General features: G+C 46.3%; 17 protein-coding genes and 1 pseudogene. 2 read left to right on the forward strand and 16 right to left on the reverse strand.

The window, feature by feature from the left end:
• Nucleotides 1-290: 290 nt before the first annotated feature.
• Together X794_RS06555 and X794_RS06560 are read right to left on the reverse strand one after the other, a co-directional pair.
• Nucleotides 291-578, reverse strand: a complete 288-nt coding sequence (locus X794_RS06555) for a hypothetical protein (protein WP_010937193.1) — start codon at nt 576-578, stop codon at nt 291-293.
• 27 nt (nt 579-605) lie between these two features.
• On the reverse strand, nt 606-2123 hold the full coding sequence (locus X794_RS06560; RefSeq protein WP_011309940.1) for a reductive dehalogenase: 1518 nt from the start codon (nt 2121-2123) through the stop codon (nt 606-608).
• 231 nt (nt 2124-2354) lie between these two features.
• Here X794_RS06560 and X794_RS06565 point away from each other — a divergent pair, with 231 nt between their 5' ends.
• Nucleotides 2355-2831 carry a MarR family winged helix-turn-helix transcriptional regulator gene (locus X794_RS06565; RefSeq protein ID WP_011309941.1) on the forward strand — a complete coding sequence of 159 codons (477 nt, stop codon included), beginning with the start codon at nt 2355-2357 and terminating at the stop codon, nt 2829-2831.
• 403 nt (nt 2832-3234) lie between these two features.
• Here the strand turns inward: X794_RS06565 and X794_RS06570 are convergent, their stop codons facing one another.
• The 14 genes and pseudogenes from X794_RS06570 to X794_RS06630 form a co-directional block, all read right to left on the reverse strand.
• A complete protein-coding gene (locus X794_RS06570) occupies nt 3235-3522 on the reverse strand; it encodes a hypothetical protein (protein ID WP_011309942.1) in 288 nt (95 codons plus the stop codon).
• A gap of 21 nt (nt 3523-3543) precedes the next feature.
• A complete protein-coding gene (locus X794_RS06575) occupies nt 3544-5061 on the reverse strand; it encodes a reductive dehalogenase (RefSeq protein ID WP_034376039.1) in 1518 nt (505 codons plus the stop codon).
• A 189-nt stretch (nt 5062-5250) separates the two neighbouring features.
• On the reverse strand, nt 5251-5988 hold the full coding sequence (locus X794_RS06580) for a diphthine--ammonia ligase (protein ID WP_041344593.1): 738 nt from the start codon (nt 5986-5988) through the stop codon (nt 5251-5253).
• A pseudogene (locus X794_RS07555) lies at nt 5985-6555 on the reverse strand (YkgJ family cysteine cluster protein). Before X794_RS07555 ends, X794_RS06580 begins: the two are co-directional and overlap by 4 nt.
• A 135-nt stretch (nt 6556-6690) precedes the next feature.
• A complete protein-coding gene (locus X794_RS06590) occupies nt 6691-6960 on the reverse strand; it encodes a hypothetical protein (protein ID WP_011309902.1) in 270 nt (89 codons plus the stop codon).
• Nucleotides 6961-6988: 28 nt separating this feature from the next.
• Nucleotides 6989-8464 carry a reductive dehalogenase gene (locus tag X794_RS06595; RefSeq protein WP_011309945.1) on the reverse strand — a complete coding sequence of 492 codons (1476 nt, stop codon included), beginning with the start codon at nt 8462-8464 and terminating at the stop codon, nt 6989-6991.
• Between the two features lie 560 nt (nt 8465-9024).
• Nucleotides 9025-9546 (reverse strand): MarR family winged helix-turn-helix transcriptional regulator, encoded by a 522-nt coding sequence (locus X794_RS06600; protein ID WP_011309946.1) that lies wholly within the window; start codon nt 9544-9546, stop codon nt 9025-9027.
• A gap of 64 nt (nt 9547-9610) precedes the next feature.
• Nucleotides 9611-9769, reverse strand: a complete 159-nt coding sequence (locus X794_RS07355) for a hypothetical protein (protein WP_155722152.1) — start codon at nt 9767-9769, stop codon at nt 9611-9613.
• Nucleotides 9770-9928: 159 nt separating this feature from the next.
• Entirely contained in the window at nt 9929-10378 is a 450-nt protein-coding gene (locus X794_RS06605) for a hypothetical protein (RefSeq protein WP_011309948.1), read from the reverse strand.
• Between the two features lie 4 nt (nt 10379-10382).
• On the reverse strand, nt 10383-10958 hold the full coding sequence (locus tag X794_RS06610) for a YkgJ family cysteine cluster protein (RefSeq protein ID WP_011309949.1): 576 nt from the start codon (nt 10956-10958) through the stop codon (nt 10383-10385).
• A 74-nt stretch (nt 10959-11032) separates the two neighbouring features.
• Entirely contained in the window at nt 11033-11302 is a 270-nt protein-coding gene (locus X794_RS06615; protein WP_041344594.1) for a hypothetical protein, read from the reverse strand.
• A gap of 29 nt (nt 11303-11331) precedes the next feature.
• On the reverse strand, nt 11332-12819 hold the full coding sequence (locus tag X794_RS06620; RefSeq protein ID WP_011309950.1) for a reductive dehalogenase: 1488 nt from the start codon (nt 12817-12819) through the stop codon (nt 11332-11334).
• Nucleotides 12820-13119: 300 nt separating this feature from the next.
• Complete coding sequence (locus X794_RS06625) at nt 13120-13797, reverse strand: response regulator transcription factor (protein WP_011309951.1); 678 nt, start codon at nt 13795-13797, stop codon at nt 13120-13122.
• Nucleotides 13772-15376: a sensor histidine kinase gene (locus tag X794_RS06630; RefSeq protein WP_034375900.1), complete on the reverse strand. Its 1605-nt coding sequence runs from the start codon at nt 15374-15376 to the stop codon at nt 13772-13774. Before X794_RS06630 ends, X794_RS06625 begins: the two co-directional genes overlap by 26 nt.
• Before the next feature lie 332 nt (nt 15377-15708).
• On the opposite strand from X794_RS06630, the gene X794_RS06635 reads away from it, so the two are divergent.
• Nucleotides 15709-18987, forward strand: coding sequence for a PAS domain S-box protein (locus X794_RS06635; RefSeq protein WP_011309953.1), 3279 nt, complete (start codon nt 15709-15711; stop codon nt 18985-18987).
• The last annotated feature ends 73 nt before the right edge of the window (nt 18988-19060 follow it).

The following is a 19060-nucleotide window of genomic DNA, read 5'->3' on the forward strand; positions in this document are numbered from 1 at the left end:
CCAAAATGTCTTGTATATCTGGAAGAGAGGGGGAGATATCTCCCCCTCTTTATATATGCCATTTTGCTTATAAACGAGATAAAGATTTATCAGATACCGCGAACTTCCCGTCCGAATATCGACATTCATATACCCTCGCTTATTAAGCCAGCCCATTTGTACGTAAATATCAGGATGGTGAGTTCAACTTGTTATAAACCCCCATTTCTGGCTTCGAATAAACTTTGGGACAATAAAACAAGGAGGGAGTAAACTCCCTCCTTGTAAAATGCCTGTTCCTACTCGTTAGCTTAGGATTGTTTAGCTCTTCTGGCTACCAGCTGCCAGGCAACCAGCATAAGTATCAAGGCTGGTACACCTATAATCGCAAGCCCCATCCAAGCTGCAAACGGGAAGATCTCTTCCATAGCTCCAAAAAAGTGCTGGATAGCCAGTAGAAGCAGAGCAAATCCTATGCCGCCTATCAGCCATTCGTACCAGCTTACCTTTAGATTCCGATTACGCAGCCAGTTGGTAATACCGAAAAGAGCCGCTGCAACAACAGCCCCGACCAGCATAAGGGGTATGAAATACTCCATATCAATTTTCTCCTTTTTTTAAGTAGCTTACTGTCTCAACAGATTAGGATGAGTGCCATAGATAAACCATTCATCAGGGCTATTCCACCATGATGCGGGATCTTTATCCTGCTTGCCATAGTGCAGAACACCCTCCATGCTGGTAAAGAAGCTATTAAATATCGGGCTGGTGGCAACAGTTGATTTTACTATGCTGTGTACAAAGCTTCCGTCGCCTATGGCGTTGAACGGGCAGTTACTCTTACAGGCGCTGGCACAAGGCGTAAATGCACAGCTGAACAGGTTGCAACGCCAGCCTTTATAACCGGGAATGTTATACATTACCTTGCTGCCGCCGGCCTGTTTGTCATCAGCCCAGCTCTGGCCGCAATTATTATCCCAGCTACGATCAATACCGCGTTCCTGTATTGCACCTACAGGGCAGGTTTCAGCACAGATACCGCAGGTTTCGCAGAATTTGACGAACCCGGCATCTATCGGATTGGTTACCGGCAACGGCAAATCAGTATAAAAAACAGCGTGGGTGCGCAGCAAACCGCCATACTCAGGAGAACCGATAACCTGACCCATACGGCAATGTTCACCAACACCGCTCCACATATCCCAAGCCACAGCTGATTGCAGATCATGCCCGTAGGTTACGTTGTACCCTAACCCGCGGATAAACTGCTCCACAATACTCTTTGCATAGGCAACCCGGACATAAGACATTTCTTCGGTGCTGGAAAAACCTGCGCCCGCCATAGAGCGGCGCAGAAACCCGTCACATGAAATATTGTGAGTTGCGATGACGTACTTTTGCGAAGTGGGGATGTGGAAACTGGTCGCATCCACATAGGATTCGGTTATACCTGAATCCAAAACAATATGCTTATTGCCTGGAACGGATTCATCACCTGTCCAGCTTACACCGGAATACTCCCAGATAAAGTTTTGGGATTTTTCGTCCAGCATAGTAGTGCCTATTACCGGCCCCAACCCGACAAGACTGAAAACAGCCCTGAGCATGGCTGCATTTTCTTCAGGTGTTCCCTCCCATGCAGGTGTGTTTATTGCACTGGGACGGGGTGCAGGTATTTCCGTTGGCATACCGTGCTGATTTTGACTGCGGCAATATCCGGAATGACCGTAGGCGGATGCCCAAAAAGAACTTGATAAAGCCTTATCCCGGATAGTCGGACCTGCATAGTCAGGCCAGATTTCCTTTGCTTTTGCGGTTACAGCGGCTGCCTGTTTCGGAGTGTTTGCTTTAAACGCCGGCGGGCCTCCGGGAAAGGCCATCATCAAACTTGCATAATCCCAGTTTGAAAAACCGCGTAAATCACGGCGTTTCATCAAGTTCCAGTCTATTTCTATGGTGGGATTGCCGTAGTCTCTTTCCTTGACCCACCAACCACGTTTGTTAACTACCTTAGCTGAGTTCGCAAGTTCATCCAGATCACGAAATTGAGGACTTAAGGCACTGGCAGAACCCAAGGTTACCCCTGTAAGACCAAGGCCCTTCATGAAGTCACGTCTGCTTACTGTGCTATGGAATTGATTCATATTTACACTCCATTCATATTATTTAGGTAGGAAATACCAAACTGATTTGGCTTATTTTCACCTCCTTATCTGCATCGGCAGTTACAAATTTGGCTGCCGGTAAGACCTTTGAAGCAGTTTATCTATGTGGTTTTACTATATAGATAAATTATATCACCTTAGTCAATAGGATAGTGAGTTTGAATATAAGAAAATTAACAGTTAAAATTAGAATCATAAGGAGTTAAGAATATGTCTAATTTTTTCCTTTTTGATTTTGAAGATAAAAATATTGAGTTGTTCGGCATAATCATGCGAACCAGAAATATTCTCTACAAACTCTCTAAGCGAAACCTGCATCGTTTGGATATAAGCCCGGAACAGTCAACTATTCTTATGGTTGTAAAAAATAGTCCCGTAGCTCCAACTCCAATCCAGATATCCCGCCAGCTCCTTAGAGAACCGCACACCATTGCTGTAAATTTGAAACGAATGCAAAGCAGGGGGCTGGTTACTCTGGAGCAGGATTCAGAATGGAAAAACAGAATAAGAGTTAATCTGACTGACAAAGGCCGGCAAATTTGTGAGGAATCTTTTAACCCTGAATTTTTCCAAGAAGTATTTCAGGATCTGAACGAAAAGGAAATTGACCAGTTTAAGGGTATTTTGGAGAAACTTTTGGTATCAGGTATGAAAAAATTAAAGATAAAAGACACAATTGATTTGTAGTATTTCCCTTATACTCGTTTTTGATTACAGAATTGAATTGTATCGCCTATTTAAGACAAGATATGACTAATCAGCAGAAGCAGCCCTTGACCTGCCCCCCTAAAATGAGTCCCGTTTCATGTTAGACTGGAAAAGGAGCGGGGTAAATCATTCGGACTTAATCGGCTTATTAACAAACCCTAGTTTCCGTGTTTCGACAGAGACCAACCCTCCCCCCGATCTTCGCCAAAGCAACTAATGTGACTTGAAATTGATAGGGCGGGCTACTCAGGCATATATAACTGGCTGGGAAATTCGAGTTCTGATAGACCCTCGTTTATAGGTCCGGGTAAAATCAGGCAAAATAAAAAGAGGAGGGGAATATAGCTTCCCCTCCCTCAATGTGTACTGATAAGGACTAAACCTAGGCTTTCTTGGTTTTCCTAACAACTAATTGCCAAGCAATTGCCAGCAGGATAAGAGCCGGTATGCCTATAATCGCAAATCCCATCCAGGCTGCATAGGAAAACAACTCTGACATAGCGCCGAAAAGGTGTTGGACTGCCAGCAAAAGAAGCCCCAGACCAACAATACCTATCAGCCACTCGTACCAGCTGACTTTTATATTGCTCTTACGTAGCCAGGAGATAACTCCGAACAGGCCAGCAGTAACAACAGCCCCAATCAGCATGAAAGGTATAAAATTCTCCATTACGGTTTCCCTCCTTTTTTGTTACTGGCGTAAAGAATTCGGGTTAGTGCCATAAACGTACCAGGCCTCAGGTGTCTCCCACCAGGATGACGGCTCTTTAGCCATATAACCATACTTCAGGGTTTCTTCCATGTTCCTGAAGAAACCGTTGAACAATGAAGTATTTGATACGGTTGCTTTAACTATACTGTGCATAAAGCTGCCGTTGCGGAGAGCATTGAAGGGGCAGCTAAACTTGCAGGCAGCACCGCAAGCCGCTTTGGTTGTCATGCAACTAAAGGTATTGCACCTCCACCCCTTGTATCCGGGGATATTGTACATAGTTTCTGCGCCGCCGTTCTGAATGTCATTTGCCCAGTCCTGACCGCAAGCGTTATCCCAATTGCGATCGGTACCTACCGGGGATATGGAACCTACGGGACAAGCATCAGCGCATATACCGCAAGTTTCACAGAACTTAGTTAAGCCCGCATCAGTGGGGTTGGTGAATGCCAAAGGCAGGTCGGTATAAAAAGTAGCATGAGCCCGCATCATGCCACCATATTCAGGCGAAACAGCGTTCTGACCCATGCGGGAATGTTCGGCAACACCACTCAAAAAGTCCCAGACAAGCGCCGGCTGCAGAGCATGCCCATAAACCACATGGTAACCTAACCCGCGTATAAACTCTTCAACAAAGTTTTTGGCTATGGCAACACGGCTGTAGGAAATGGCTTCGGCCGGTGTGCCAAGCGGTGAATAGGTACGGCGGGTAAGCTCGTCTAAAGACAAGTTATGGGTTGAGATTACATATTTGTGAGAAGAGGGTATGTGGAGCGTATTGGGATTTTGAGTTCGGTAAAATTCACTGATATTATCATCAAAGATAATATGCTCACTCGGCTGACCCTGAGGTAACCAGGTCCAGGAATCACCGGTATATTCATAGACAAAGTTCTTGGTCTTTTCATTCAGCTCGGATACACCTACCATCGGGCCCAGACCCATTACGCTGAAAGCCGCCCTTATCATCATAAGGTTTTCTTCCGGAGTGCCTTCCCATTTGGGGATGCCCAGTTCTTCGGGAGTAGGAGCCGGATCTACTTTCCATCCTCCCTGAGTAGTATTTAAGGCGTAAGTACCAAATGTACCAACTGAACCTAATGCGTTTGCCAAAGCAAGATCTCTGGTGCTTGCTTTATAATCAGGCCACAATTCCTTTAGCCTGTCGCTATTTTTCTGGGCAGCGCTTTCCATACCCTGCATAAAAGCAGGCGGGCCACCGGGATACTGGAACGGCAAATACTTCATAGTAAAGTTGTCATATTGCCTCAAATCTCTGCGTTTGATAAGATTCCAGTCAAGCTCTATACCGATATCCCCGAATTCCCTGTTCTTTATATACCAGGGGCGACTAAGTGTTGCCTGAGATGAAGACATAAGTTCATCCAAGTCATGAAAAACAGGAGTAACCGCCGCAGCTGCGCCGATTCCTGCCCCAGCCAGACCCAGTCCCTTCATGAAATCCCTACGGGAAACTGTGGAGTGTTTCTTAATCATAAACGATCCCTTCCAGTTTAATTTTGACAAAACCTGCTGCTTATAAATAAACGTGTATCCTCTTTTACACCACCTCCTTCCCTCACCCAAAATACAGCTCGGATTGTGTACTCCCGTACACCTTAAAAGCTCTGCCGTATTCCTGAATGAAAGTGATTCAAATTCGGATAAATGTAACCCGCTTTGAAATCATCTGACAGAGTAAGTATTGCTTGCTTCTGCTTTCTTGCTTTCCAGACGGCAGCGTTTGATGTCCATATACCAGACACCCATACCCCCGAATTGAGCCTGCTCATCAAATACCCTGTCCCATTCCTCTATGACCAGCCGTGACTTAAATAGAGGCCCGTCAGTCACAAAGGTATGGTAATACCCCACATTCCCATTCGGAGACAGGCTGTGGCGTATCGTAAGCTCTGTGAGCATGCCCTTATCCAGCTTCCGTCCCAGCCAGCTTTCACCCAGCTCGGTGCTGTCTGCCGCCAGTATCCTTACTTCAAACCCCAAGTCTATAAGCTCGGAGAGCAGGGTGGCCCGGTTGTCCTGCCAGAGCGGCAGGTGGTAGTCCATACCGGTAGGCTCGCAGACGCTCTTTATCCAGTTAAGGTGCTTTACGGCAAAACTGTTGCCTATATTGACGTCCCCGAAGACTACCCCCTCTATTCCCTCTGTTTTAAGTTGACCGAGCATTCGGCGGTAGTTGTCATCGTACCCTTCCGTGGCTGAAGGCCACTCCAGAAGGGGTATGCCTATAGCCTCAGCCTGCATCCTGAGCACTTCCGGTGTAAGCAGGTGCGGCCAGAGTTTGCCGGTGCTTCGGGTGATGATACTGGCCAGATATTTGACCTTAAGACCACTCTTTATAGCTTTATAACAGGCCAGAGTGCAGTCTTTGCCCCCGCTCCAGGAGACTATTACTTCTGTCATTTATCTGCTCCTATGCCTTGAGGCAAATGGGAATCAAAATCAGGTATAAACCGGTAAATATCATCTTTAGTCCAGCCGCTCATGCCCCACTGGCTCCGATCACGCCCGTTACCGGTCTTCCAGCACTTGACGTACCTTGCCTCCTGGGGGCGTACCGGGTGGATAAGGCAGCTGCCTGCTTTTTCATCAAAGAATATGCAGTACCCGTGATCATAGGTGCGTATGGGCGGAATCCGCCCCCCCGGTAATGTCTTCTTCCCCGTGTTTTGCCCAGCGCAGGAAGAAGGTCCGGCAATCTTCAGTATCGGCTACCATGTATTTGGAAATCAGCTCACTTACGGATATATGCAGATAATCCGCTACGGCAGGCAGTTCCTCCGGCCGGGGTATGCAAACATATGTGTAACAACACTGGCCGCAGCGCACACAGGTTTTAACCCCCAGCATGGCGGCGGTGGGATGTTTCTTTGCCATGTCAGCCAGATGGGCTTCGTACTCGCGGGCAAGGGATTTCCAGTAGGCTTTCTCCTGCTCGGTATAGACCGGTGTTCCCTCTGTGTTAATCACCGGCTGATATCCCCTGATTTGTAACTGCGGATATTTGATGAAGGCATTTCATCGGTCTTCCTCCCCTTACGGGTTCAGACGGGCAGGAAGGCATATTCAAAGAAGCTGCCCTCCCGCCCGCTCTTAACTTAACTTCTAGGCTGCTTTATTCCTGGCGGAAAGCAGTCTCCACTCTACCAGTGCCAGCACTACTGCCAAACCTCCAAAAATTGCAAACCCAAACCAGGCAGCGCTGGTTTCAAAGCCTGCCAGCGAGGAAAGCAGGTGCTGGGTACCCACACTCAGTAAACCAAGTATGGCCACACCCAAAACCCAGTCATACCACTTGAAACTGACTTTGCGGTTAAGCGTGTATGCTATTAAGGCTATAACTATTCCTATCAGCAGCCCTATCAGATAATTCATTTTGTCTCTCCTTTTCGGATTATTGCCCTTAAATTGAGGTGTCTATGCCGGTTACCGGCTGTTCGGAATTCCACCATTCTTCAGGCGGCTTTCTCCCATAATCAAAGCTCTTGTCCATGCTGGTAAAAAAGCCGTTGAAGATTGAGGTATTTGCAACAGTGCCTTTAACCAGTTCATGTACGCCTGATTTATCAAAGGCATTGAACGGACAGGTACCCTGACAGACCGGACAATGAGAACAAACTGCCATATCGGTGCGCCAGGTCAGGTAACCGCCGTACTGGTACGGCTTAGCCGCATCCCAGGTGGGCTCATCCTTGCTGATAGCTCCCATCGGGCAGGCATCTGCACAGATACCGCAGGTCTCACAGAACTTGCGTCCGCCAAAATCTATAGGTTTGCATTCTTCCAGAGGAAGGTCGGTAAGTACCCCGTGCATTACCCGTACAGAGATACCGTATTTGGGAGTCATAACACCGCCCCAGCGGGCCAGTTCGCCGGCACCAGCCAAAATACCGGTAGCACCGGTAGGTGCAAAACGACCATTACAGTTGTCCAGCGAGATATATCCCAGACCCCACAGGAAGTCCTGTATGCTCTTAACTATCTTTACCCAGCTGGTGTAGTAATATGCCTGGCCGGCATTCTGGGTTGTCCCAAGGGCATGACGGGTGACTTCGCCGGGCTGACGGGATGAAAATTGCAGAAACCATTTCATCCTGCGAGGCAGAACAATCTTGGTGGGGCGTATGGCAGGCGTGCAGACGATATCATCTACATCACCAAATTCAAAGGTGGTGGGTGCGCCATGAGTTATCAGCCATTTCTCACCATACATTACCTTAAGGAAATGGTCATCTACCGGTATGGCAGTAACATCATCAAAGCCGTAAAAGCGGACCGCCGCCCTTACTATCTTCAAAGCTTCTTCGGGAGTTCCCTGCCACTTGGTGCCGCCACGCTGCTCTACTGCAGGCATTATCCTCCAGCCTTCGGGGTGGTCAGTCAGACCCATATACGCACCATGGGTTGCCATGATTAACTCTTTGGGGAACATTCCCATGTTAAGCAAGGCAGCTCCCATAACCAGAGCATTGTCTTTTATATCCCCTACATAATCAGGATATTCAGGATCGCTGGAGGCACCGGGAAATCCCAGTGTATTTGCGCCCTTATCCCAATTCGGATATTTTTCCAGAATGCGGTCCATCTTCATCCGGAAAATCTCTGATTCCGGATAGGCGGGCGGGATTAAACCCATAGGGGGAGGGCCTTTATAAGCAGGCCCCAAAGTTGGGAGCACATCCCAATCAATAGGGGTGGTGGTCTCGTTTACCTGCTTAACCCACCAGGGCATGTTAACCCGTGCCGAGGGTGCTGAAGCCATTTCATCCAAATCACGGAAAACCGGACTGACCGCAGCTGCGGCTCCTACTCCCGCGCCTGCTAACCCTAGGCCTTTCATAAAATCACGTCTGCTCAGAACACTATGAAACTGGGCCATCTTAGCCTCCTTTTACTAAATCACCTTTAATACTTTTACGCATCACACGTTAACCAATTTTGGATTTTCCTATATCTGCACCTCCTATATTTCTATATTGGCAATCATCTTATTCACTCGTTTATTCGGCCGGGCAACAGCTTAATTCTTTAAAACCCGCAACAGAAAATAATAAATGCACCGATAAACCCAGCCGCCAGAAAATCCTTATAGAAACCCTAAACCCGAAGAGACATTTCCAAAGGCAAAGTATTGCTCCCAACAGACCATATCTCTTAATAAAAACCCAGTAGACGGAAAAACAGCCCCTTGAGGCCATACTCTGTGAATCAGGCAACTTGCCAGTTTGTCTTTGCTAAACATACCGAATCTGTATACGAAAGATTCCCATATCTTTTCCCGGCTTTTTATTTGCCTTAGGGTATATGTTGTCGTGTAAAGTTATATATGACAAGTTTACATGACAAATACTAATAAATACATCGTACTAAAGTACTAGTACCTCTGGGAAATAAAAAAGAGCGACAATGTCGCTCTCCAAGCCAGAATGAGATAATTATTTATAAATCAGATTTAAATTTCATATGCCTAAGGACATCTGATGCAACTTTGTTAATCTTTTCCAGCATCACAAGAAATGAATCTACCTCGGTTTCGCTTAAAACCTTAAACAGTACGGCGTGCTGGGATTTTATTATTTTCTCAACACCTTCACAAATTTCCGTACCTTTTGGGGTAAGTTCAATCCGTATCAGGTTTTTATATTCCAAATCTTTCATCAGGAGTATGGTGCCGTTTTTTTGCATACGACTGAGTATCCGGGAGATCGCCGCCGCGTCACGCCTGATTATCTTGCCCAGTCTGGTGGGGGTCATTGGGGCTGAAGAATTGTGGACTTCCACCAGAATAATAGCCTGCTCCGGTGTAATACCGAGAGGTTGAAAACTCTTTGTAATAACCCGATATACCAAAATCCGGACTTGTTCCAACCTAAGGCCGGCTACTATATTTTTATCCCCTGCGCCAAAGGAAACCCAATACTGGTCGGCTTCTTTTTGCTTTCTACCCGGTACCTCAGCCATAAACTGATCCTCTTTTTACTACAATTTCGTCAACGATAATCAAACTGGATGATATATTGTAGGATTATATGCCATCTGCTATACCTAAGACAAATATAACCTCATCGTAATCATACCAAAAATAAATTGAACCTGCCCTTGAAACATGACTTTGCCTAAAACCGAAAGAAAATATTACTGCTGCCAACCAGTCTACAAACCCCTTGGTATCTTCTTTTTGCACACACGGTTACCCAGAGCACATAAATTCCAGCCGTGTTTCAGATGGCAGCTACCTCTCCCGATCTTCGCCAAAGCAACTAATGTGACTTGAAATTGATAGGGCGGGGCATTTGAACGTAGAAATTTGGAGGGGAGATTAAACGCAATTAAATCCACTAAACTACATCACTGTAAAGTCCAGCTTAAAGTATTCGCTTATGCCTATGTAAAGCACTACCTGATAATTACCTTTTAAAAATCCGCCTTCGGGTCTTTCCAGAGAGGCCGTATGCACACAGGTAGAGGAATCAATAAGCGATATACTTGATATCTCCTCTCCCTCAAAAAACCAGACCACACTGGTTGCGGCACAACACACATCCAGTGAACGCGGCTGCCAGCTGAAATATATAACCGGTATATCGGAAGTAAACGTATCACAGCGGTCTGCTGCTATGCCTTCACCATCTATGGCAGATGAAGTATAGGCATTAAATATCTTGGCGTAATCCAGTGTGTAGGGAACTGTCTCGGTATCTTTAGCTGTATCACCGCAGCCACTTCCAAACAGCATTATCCCGCTAAGTAGTACCGGCATTAACCCTATATTTATAAACCTGACAGATTTCATATATCTATATCCTGGTATCACCGGAATTCCTGAAGTATTCTTTGCTGAAGTCCGGTAAAAACCGGTAGATATCATCTTGTGTCCAGGCACTCATGCCCCAGAGTTTCTTATCCCGGCTCTGGCGGTCATCCCAGCATTTTATTATCTTGGCTTCGTCCGGTCTGGCCGGGTGAATCCGGCAGCCTTTCTTCTCTTTATCAAAGAAAATACAGTAACCCTTATCATAAGTGCGCCTGGGCGGTATGCGGGCACCGGTTATATCTTCCTGCCCTTCCTTAGCCCACCTGAGAAAAAAGGTCTGGCAGTCTGCCGTATCTGCCACCATATACCTGTCAATCAGCTCTTTCAGCGAAATAGCCAGATATTTGGCTACCGGGGGTATCTCATCCGGGCGGGGCATACACGGATAACACATACAGCAATATCCGCAGCACTGGCACTTTTTGAAGTTGAACTTGGAAGCCATGAAGTGCTTGGCAATCTGCTCACGGCAATACTTTTCATATTCAGCCGTCAGGGCACGGTAATTTGAAACATCGCTGGAAGAAAGACCATGTATAAATGAGCGAGGCTCTTGCATATTTCTTCTCCGGGTCAGATATTAAACTAAGGGGGGATACCCTAAAGTATCCCCCCTTATCACAAATAATGGCATTAACCAGATTGCGGGTGACGCCTTAACAGCGCCCAGGAGGTAGCCAATAAGACTACGGCCAGGATGAAAAACACCAGGAAGCCCATCCAGGCTGATTCGGGTTCATTTTCAACCAGAGACCCGAAGTAATGCTGGATTGCACCAATACCTGACAGCAATCCCAGTGCACCTATCAGCCATTCATACCACCTGACGGCTGTCTTTTTCTTGAGCCAGTTTACCAAAAGGGCTAAACCTACGCCCGAAAGCACGCCAATCCAATAAATCATTTTATTTATCTCCTATACCAAAGTTGTTCTTAGTAACTGGTATCGACCCCGTAAGGATAGTCATCCACTTCATCCCACCAAGTAGCAGGGTTCTTCCGTCCGTACTTGAAGGACTTCTCCATATTCTTGAAAAAGCTGTTAAATACAGGTGTGGTGGAAACAGTCCCCTTGACTATGTCGTGTATGAACGAACCGGGGTGGGAATTGAAGGGACAGGTACCCTGGCAGATGGGGCAGTGGGGGCACTTGGTATAGTCACAGCGCCAGCCCAGGAAACCAGCATTGCCGAAAGCATTATCATCTTTCCAGGTGGGCTCACCGGGGTTGATAGCACCGAAAGGACAAGCCTCGGCACAGATACCGCAGGTTTCACAGAACTTGCGGGCACCAAAATCAATGGGGCGGCTGGGAGGAAGTGGCATATCGGTCAGAAAACCCCAGGTAACTCTGACAGTAATACCATAAAGCGGGTGGTTTACATATGAAGCACGGGACAGTTCACCCAAGCCGCCCAGAACTGCCCAGGCACCCGCTGGAGAAAGGCTGTTGTTGCCGGCACTTATCATCTGGTAACCCAAACCGCGGGCAAAATCCTGGAAGTGGGCTTTGGTATTGTAGGCCCGTTCGTAACTGGTTTCGGTAGCCGCACCTTCAAACCTGCCGGACTGGCGGCGGGTCCATTCGTATGGCTGACGCATAGTCCACAGGAAAATATATTTGCACTTGTTAGGAATGATAACCTGCCGGGGAGTCTCTACACATTCCTCAACGTCCCCGAATTCAAGGGTTTTCCCGTACTGGTCAACGGTAAAGATTAATTTCTTAAGGTTGTCATCAAGTTCCAGAGCACCTACGTCTTCACCGCCGAAGTAGCGGATACCGGCTTTCAGGGTTCGGAGGTTATCTTCGGGAGTACCCTGATACTTGGTGCCGCCCATTTCTTCCGGAGTATGAACTATTTTAGGGCCGGCATAACTGTCTGTACTACCCAGATATCCGCCTGCGGCTCTGATTGCAGGTACCAGATCTACCATATTGCCACCCAGATTCATCTTTTGAGGAAACTGCCCGAAGGCAAACATTTCAGATGCATGGGTGAGAGCAGTGGTTCTGAGATCTCCAAAACCATCTATGCCCGGTTCAAAACCGGGGAATTCCTCACGGGCTTTGGCAAAGAGTATTTCATCTTCGGCCTTTTTGTCAGCCCAGTCCAGCCATCTGGTCACAGGCGCACCGATGGCCTTCAGGTTATCATACACCGGTAGACTGGGATCCATGCGCGCCCAAGTGTAAGGGCGTCTTTGAATCATACTCCAGTCTATAGGGGTGGTAGGGTCACCATGCTCCCTCTCTTTAACAAACCAGGGTAAATTGCGGGTACTGGGTGTTGAAGCTACGAGTTCATCAAGGTCATGAAACATGGGGGTTACAGCTGATGCGGCACCCAATCCAGCTCCAGCCAGACCTATTCCTTTCAGGAAATCCTTACGGGTAAGTGTACTGTGAAAATTCAACATGTTTTCCTCCTCTAATGATTACTTGGCAGGAATGTATTCACTTCTGTTTTGGGTTTCTGCCTCCTCCTTTCAGTTTTTAATCAAACACAGCGGATAAAGACATTTGTACACGTGAGAAAAGCCAATAAACTTGGCTCTGAATGACAGTTAAATAATAAGGGAACACAAGTAAGCATTCGCATAAACGAATGCCCGAAAAAATAAGAGTTTACTTATAAATGCATTAGAATTTACTTATATGGAGATAAAACCGAAGTATTGCATGGGTAAAACCGGGGGAATAGGCTTTAAAGCGGGCATTCAGCCATTACCAAGATAGTAACCTAACCCGTACTTGGTTACTATCAAATCAGGCTGGCTCAGAACTAACGCCAGTTTTTCCCTCAATTGGTTAACGAGTACCCTGATAGCCTTATGGCAACCCGGATACTCGTCACCCCAGATAACCGAAGCAAGACTCCGGTAGGTGACATAATTTGGCCGTTGATTAGCCAGATGAAGGAAGATAATATTCTCAGTAGGCGAAAGTTTAAGCTCACGGCCGTTGGATTCTATTTTGTTCAGGGCGGGATAGTAGGTCAGATTGCCCATAGCATATACTTCACCCTCCGAAGGGTGTGAACGCCTCAAAACATTTTTTACTCTGGAGATTAGCTCCATCTGGCGGAAGGGTTTACTGATAAACTCATCAGCACCTTTGCTGAGCGCTACAACCACATCCATTTCGTCTTTTTTCACAGTCAGCACGATGATAGGCACTTTGGAAAAACTGCGTATTTCCTGCAGGACTTCTACTCCGCTCATATCCGGCAGACCAAGGTCAAGTATGATAAAATCCGGTGCTTCAGTTTCAGCCAGCTCTATGCCCTCTTTGCCCAGCTGGGTTCTGACTATCTGGATATCCGGCCAGGCTACCGAAAAGGTGAGGGCCACCAGATCAATTATGGATAAATCATCCTCTATTATCAGTGTTTTCATCCCATTCACTCCTTATCGGCAATGTAAAGTAAAAAGTACTGCCATGGCCATATTCGCTGGTAAACCATATCTCGCCCCGGTGCAGTTCCACAATCATCTTGGAAAGGGCTAATCCCAAACCCAAACCGCCGTACCTGTCCCTTTTGGTCTTGATGCGATAGTAAGGGGTGAAAATCCCCTGCTGTTTGCCCTTTGGTATACCCGTACCCTGGTCTTTGACCGAAACCCTTATATTATCCCCTGATTTCAGAGCCTCAACACAAATTTCACTGCCAATACGTGAAAATTTAAGCGAGTTGCTAAGCAGGTTAAGCACCACCTGATGGATCATTGTTTTATCAAATAAGGTCAAGGGAATATCCCCGTCAAAATTCAGTACTATCCGCTTTTGCATCTTCTGGGCCTGAGGCTGAAGGTAATCTATACAGTCACCAATTACTTTTCTTATATCGGCATACTCAGGGTCTATTTGCAGCTGGCCGATTTCTCCCTTTGCCAAGTTCATAAGGTCATCAATCTTGTTATTCAGATTGATAGCCCCGTTTTGCATATTTCTGGCGTACCCGAGCAAGGTACTATCCGAAAGCTCGGATACCAAATATTCACTGGATGCCAGCAGGGGTGTCAGGAGTGTTTTGAGTTCATGCACCAGTGCCCGCATAAAGTAATTGCGCTGGTTCAGCTGGTCTTCAACCTCTGCATGAGCTTGGAGTTCACTTTCATATGCTTCCCGAAGGCTCTGTTCCAATCGCTTGGTCTCTGAAATATCACGGTAAACTACCACCGCCACTTCCCTGCCGGCTAAATAAACAAAGCTGGCATTTATTTCGCAATCCAGCCTTCTGCCATCTTTGGTAATATACACGTTCGGGAAACGGAGTACCGCATATTCAGACTCCAGCACCAGCTTTGTATTCGCCAGCGCATAATCTTTCATATCCGGAGCGGTAAGGTCAAGCGGTGTTAACTGAAGAAGCTCCTCCCGTGAGTAATTTACCATCTGGCAAAAGGCTTTATTTACTTCAATATATTTACCGGGTGGTATTGAACCTGAAAAATCAATCAGAGTTAAACCATCATTGCAGTTATTGAAAAACATGGAATACCGGGTAAACAGTTCGTTTAATTTCAGTTCTGTTTTCTCATGGTTCTTTATTTCCCGAACCAGCTTGCTGTTTATTTCGGCCAGCTCTTTTGTACGCTCCGCTACCTGTATCTGAAGTTGTTTACGAAGATTAACCGGATCAGTTACATCCTGCAATACTTCATACAGAAACATCTGTCCGTTTATGGTTACCTTGTTGGCGGTTTTTAAAATGGTAATCAGCTTGCCGCTGCTGGTCAGCAGTTGCCTTTCGGCATTGTCCACTGATTGCCCCATATCCAGTATAGGGCACTTCCCTTCTGCCGCCGGGCAAATAAACTTGTGACAGGAATGGCCTATAATCTCAGATGCTTCCGCCCCAATCAGCTTTTGGGCAGCCTTGTTTATATTCACAATTTTTCTGGATAAAACATCTATAACCACAATGCCTACAGGCAAAGCATCTATCTGGATTGTATCCAAGCTATCAATCATTAAAAGAGTTTCCCCGCCGAAACCATAATACTTGTATTAATATTACCATACAAAAACCCAAGTACAATCAGACAAAAACCCCAACCTGTCTGAAGATATCCGTGTAAAAGAAAGGAGAGGATTTGAGCACAGGACAAGCCTCTCGCCACTACAGCCAGCTACATCCAGCCAAAACCGCGAGGTATACACCTGAACCTTTCTATATAAAAGGGTAGTATCTTAAACCGGCTGATATCATTACTGCCAGGTAGCAAAGAGTGTATAATGGAATTAGAGTATTTCACAGCAACTAATCGATATTATTCTGGGTGAACCAATAAAGGATTTACCATATGATCAACATCGATTTATTTTACAATATAGCCCTGCTGATATTTGTAGTTGTCATAATAGACTTAATAATGCGCCATAGCGGCCACTTTACCCGAAACAGCAAAATTATTCTGGGTGCGGTTATTGGGGCAGCTACTGTACTGGGCATGATGAATGCCGTAAGCGTGGCACCCGGGGTTTTCTTTGACGGCCGTTCCGTACTCATTAGCGCAGGTGCATTTATAGGCGGCCCGGTCATAGCCTTAATATCCTCAGTTATCGCCATTATTTACCGAATCTCACTGGGGGGTGACGGCGTACTTGTAGGCTCAAGTGTGATTGTCTGGGCAGCTATGGCCGGTCTGGCCTACTACTACCTGAGACAGCGTTATCCCAAAGTTACAAACCCCCTGTTATTACTCTCCTTCAGCCTTATTGTACATGCCGGAATGCTGAGTTTGATGTTGGCTCTTCCCGGCGGCCTCTCGTCCACAGTCATCAGTGACATTGCACTTCCGGTGCTTACTATCTTCCCCCTTGCCGGTTTGGTTGTCTGTTTGTTGTTCATTGACCAGGAATCGTATTATTCAACAATCTCCGAATTGTCACTTAGTGAACGCAAATTAACAACGGCTCTGGATACCATACGAGAGGGTAACGAAAAATTGCGCCTGCATACCCAAAATTCACCTCTGGCAACCATAGAATGGAACGCTGATTTTGTTATCACCCGCTGGGAAGGTGCGGCTCTTAATATATTCGGCTGGAACTCTGACGAAACTATTGGCAAATCAATCTATGACCTTAATATAATTTACGAACCTGATGCACCCATTGTTGAGCAAACTATTAAAACACTCAAAGAAGGCATCAGCAGCCAAGTTGTTTTTCTTAATCGCAACTATACCAAAGACAGGCGGGTTATTTACTGCACCTGGTATAACTCAGCACTATACGCCAGCAACGGCAAACTGATATCCACAATGTCTCAAGTGGAAGATTCCACCGAACGCGAACAGATTAAAATATCTCTTGCAGAAAATGAAAAACACTACCGTGAACTATACGAACAATCACCCGCAGGATACCAATCTCTTGACCAAAACGGGATTTTCGTGGAGGTCAACCAAATCTGGCTGGATATTTTGGGCTACCAGAAAGAAGAGGTAATCGGGCACTGGTTTGGCGAATTTGTAGCACCCGAGGATTTAGATAAGTTTAAAAAGAATTTCCCGCTTTTTGTCAAAGCCGGATCTACTCATGTAGATTTTAAGATGAAACGAAAAGACGGGCAAATAAGCATTGTTACCTTTGAAGGCCGAATTGCCTACACTCCGAAAGGTGAGTTTAAACAAACCCACTGCATTATTCAGGATATAACCGAACGCTATATGGCCGAAGAAGCAACCAGAGAGCACAAAGAAAGATACCAGGCACTATTCAATTCCAATAATGACGCCATTCTGGTCCATCAGCCGAAGGGGGAATTGACACCCGGGACCTTTATGGAAGCCAATGACGCCGCCAGCACTCTCTTAGGTTACAGCCGGGAAGAACTGCTAAAACTCTCGCCTTTTGATATAACGAAACGTGATGAAAATGGTGAACACCCGGTTATAAAAGCAATAGAATCCCTGCGGCGAACCGGAAAAGTTCAAGCCGAACGCATATTTATTCACAAAGACCACCATGAAATCCCGGTGGAAATAAATGCCAGATTATTTAAATACAAAGGGACTGATACTATCATTACCATTGCCCATGATATAACCACCCGAAAACAAGCGGAGGCTGCTCTCACCCATTCCGCTGAAGAATGGCGCACTACCTTTGATTCCATTAAAGACATGATAGCGATAGTTGACCCGAAACATATAGTCATCAGGGTAAATCTGGCCTTTGCCAGCGCACTGGGACTCAAACCCAATGACCTTGTGGGTAAATACTGTTATCAGGTTGTACACGGCATGAACCAGCCCCATCCGATGTGCCCCCATGCCCGTACACTTGAATCCCGGCACGTGGAATCCAGTGAATATTATGACAAAAGACTGAAGCTATGGGTGGAAGCATCTTCTTCGCCTATATTTAATAAAAAGGGCGAATTAACAGGCTCTGTTCATATCATCAAGGACATATCCAAACGAAAAGAAGAAGAATTGCAGCAACAACAACTCCGCAACAAGGCGGAAATGTCCAGCCGTCTGGCCGCAGTGGGCGAAATGGCTGCCGGCATTGCCCATGAGATAAATAATCCGCTTACCGGAGTAATAGGTTTTTCCGAACTGCTGCTGGAAAGAGAAGATTTACCTGATGATATCAAAGCAAACCTGAAAATCATAAATGACGGCAGCCAGAGAGCCAAAGAAATTATAAAGAGGATGCTCACCTTTGCCCGGCAGACTACACCCCAGATGAGCCGGGTAAATATCACCGAACTTATAAACCACACTCTGGAACTGCGTAATTACGTACTGGCTACAGCAAATATCAAGATAGTCAAGGATTATGACGCTACTCTGCCCTGGGTTGTGGCAGACCCCGGCCAACTGCAGCAGGTCTTTTTAAATCTTATCGTCAATGCCGAATACGCTATGAAGAAGGCTCATGACAAAGGAATACTGACCATCAAAACTGAAAAACTTGATGGATATGTGCGTATATCGGTCAAAGATGACGGACCGGGTATGCCCGAAGGCATACGAAAAAAACTGTTCCAGCCATTCTTCACCACCAAAGAACCGGGCGAAGGCACAGGATTGGGTCTAAGCCTTTCACTGGGTATCATTCAGGAGCATACCGGCACCATAAGGGCAGAGAGTGAGGAAGGCAAAGGAACTACTTTCATCATTGAATTGCCTATAGCCTCCGATACCGACAAAATAGCGGAAATAACGCCTGAGGCCGAACCTCCAAGGTCTGTAGTCAAAGCAAAAGTTCTGGTGGTAGATGATGAACCCAGCATAAGGCTGCTTATCAAAACTATTCTCACCCAAAATGGACACGTTGTTGAAGAGTGCGACGACCCCCGCAAGGCACTGGAAAAGCTCATGGCCACCGCTTATGATGTAATCCTATTGGACATTCGCATGCCCGGCATGAGCGGCATTGAACTATACCGTAATATCCTGACCAAAAGACCTGACATGGCTTTGTCGGTAATATTTATCACCGGGGATACCTCTGACGAAGCAACCAGAGAATACCTAAGCGCTCACCAAACCCCTTATATCAGCAAGCCCTTTAACCGTAAAACGCTGGAAACAAAGGTAGATGAGATACTGGGAAGAAAAGCCTAACTTTTCTTCCCAAAAATGCGTATACCGGGCTAAAAAAGGCGGGGGTGACAGACATAAATACCTCTTTGCCGGC

Source organism: Dehalococcoides mccartyi CG5, assembly GCF_000830885.1.
Lineage (GTDB): Bacteria > Chloroflexota > Dehalococcoidia > Dehalococcoidales > Dehalococcoidaceae > Dehalococcoides > Dehalococcoides mccartyi_B.

What these genes read in the sequence shown, in the direction of transcription:
- X794_RS06620 (WP_011309950.1), bottom strand. Translation starts at nt 12,819, where the DNA reads ATGTTGAATTTTCACAGTACACTTACCCGTAAGGATTTCCTGAAAGGA.
- X794_RS06605 (WP_011309948.1), bottom strand. Translation starts at nt 10,378, where the DNA reads ATGAAATCTGTCAGGTTTATAAATATAGGGTTAATGCCGGTACTACTT.
- X794_RS06595 (WP_011309945.1), bottom strand. Translation starts at nt 8,464, where the DNA reads ATGGCCCAGTTTCATAGTGTTCTGAGCAGACGTGATTTTATGAAAGGC.
- X794_RS06630 (WP_034375900.1), bottom strand. Translation starts at nt 15,376, where the DNA reads ATGATTGATAGCTTGGATACAATCCAGATAGATGCTTTGCCTGTAGGC.
- X794_RS06560 (WP_011309940.1), bottom strand. Translation starts at nt 2,123, where the DNA reads ATGAATCAATTCCATAGCACAGTAAGCAGACGTGACTTCATGAAGGGC.
- X794_RS06570 (WP_011309942.1), bottom strand. Translation starts at nt 3,522, where the DNA reads ATGGAGAATTTTATACCTTTCATGCTGATTGGGGCTGTTGTTACTGCT.
- X794_RS06610 (WP_011309949.1), bottom strand. Translation starts at nt 10,958, where the DNA reads ATGCAAGAGCCTCGCTCATTTATACATGGTCTTTCTTCCAGCGATGTT.
- X794_RS06590 (WP_011309902.1), bottom strand. Translation starts at nt 6,960, where the DNA reads ATGAATTATCTGATAGGGCTGCTGATAGGAATAGTTATAGCCTTAATA.
- X794_RS06565 (WP_011309941.1), top strand. Translation starts at nt 2,355, where the DNA reads ATGTCTAATTTTTTCCTTTTTGATTTTGAAGATAAAAATATTGAGTTG.
- X794_RS06580 (WP_041344593.1), bottom strand. Translation starts at nt 5,988, where the DNA reads ATGACAGAAGTAATAGTCTCCTGGAGCGGGGGCAAAGACTGCACTCTG.
- X794_RS06615 (WP_041344594.1), bottom strand. Translation starts at nt 11,302, where the DNA reads ATGATTTATTGGATTGGCGTGCTTTCGGGCGTAGGTTTAGCCCTTTTG.
- X794_RS06600 (WP_011309946.1), bottom strand. Translation starts at nt 9,546, where the DNA reads ATGGCTGAGGTACCGGGTAGAAAGCAAAAAGAAGCCGACCAGTATTGG.
- X794_RS06635 (WP_011309953.1), top strand. Translation starts at nt 15,709, where the DNA reads ATGATCAACATCGATTTATTTTACAATATAGCCCTGCTGATATTTGTA.
- X794_RS06625 (WP_011309951.1), bottom strand. Translation starts at nt 13,797, where the DNA reads ATGAAAACACTGATAATAGAGGATGATTTATCCATAATTGATCTGGTG.
- X794_RS06555 (WP_010937193.1), bottom strand. Translation starts at nt 578, where the DNA reads ATGGAGTATTTCATACCCCTTATGCTGGTCGGGGCTGTTGTTGCAGCG.
- X794_RS06575 (WP_034376039.1), bottom strand. Translation starts at nt 5,061, where the DNA reads ATGATTAAGAAACACTCCACAGTTTCCCGTAGGGATTTCATGAAGGGA.